The sequence below is a fragment of the Ferrovum myxofaciens genome, from assembly GCF_000735045.1.
GTDB classification, from domain to species: domain Bacteria; phylum Pseudomonadota; class Gammaproteobacteria; order Burkholderiales; family Ferrovaceae; genus Ferrovum; species Ferrovum myxofaciens.
Map to the genome: position 1 here is coordinate 1 of NZ_JPOQ01000136.1, position 385 is coordinate 385.

A 385-nucleotide genomic window follows, 5' to 3' on the forward strand; every position below is an offset into this window, starting at 1 on the left:
TGTCTCTATCTCAGTGCGCATCATCAGTTTCTTTCCAGAACAAGGAGTTGCACTCGTGAGCGCCACGGCAAGTCTTGGCACCATCGCTGCCAGGTCGAATCTTCGATTGAATCGATACTGCGACTCAGCCAGGTATCGACCGGCGTATTTTCGGAAATTAAAGGCATGATGTGTTCCACTCAGCGCGGTCTTGAGGTTGCCCAGCACCACATTGAGCCAGCGGAAGGGCTCGATCTCCGTGCCCGCCTTGCCCTTGGGCGCGATCACCACGCGATGCGCAAAGCCCAGTCGCTCGACCACCTCGAACCCCAGCAGTCCATCGGAGGTCACGGTGCAGTCCGGAGCAAGTGCAATGCTGGCCCAGGGCTTCAACGCCGCAAACGAG

The 385-nt window shown here is 58.2% G+C and carries 1 protein-coding gene; it reads right to left on the reverse strand.

The window, feature by feature from the left end; genetic code table 11:
- Positions 1–385: transposase (locus IV91_RS0111730; protein WP_150112474.1), on the reverse strand; the 385-nt coding region annotated here is incomplete at both ends.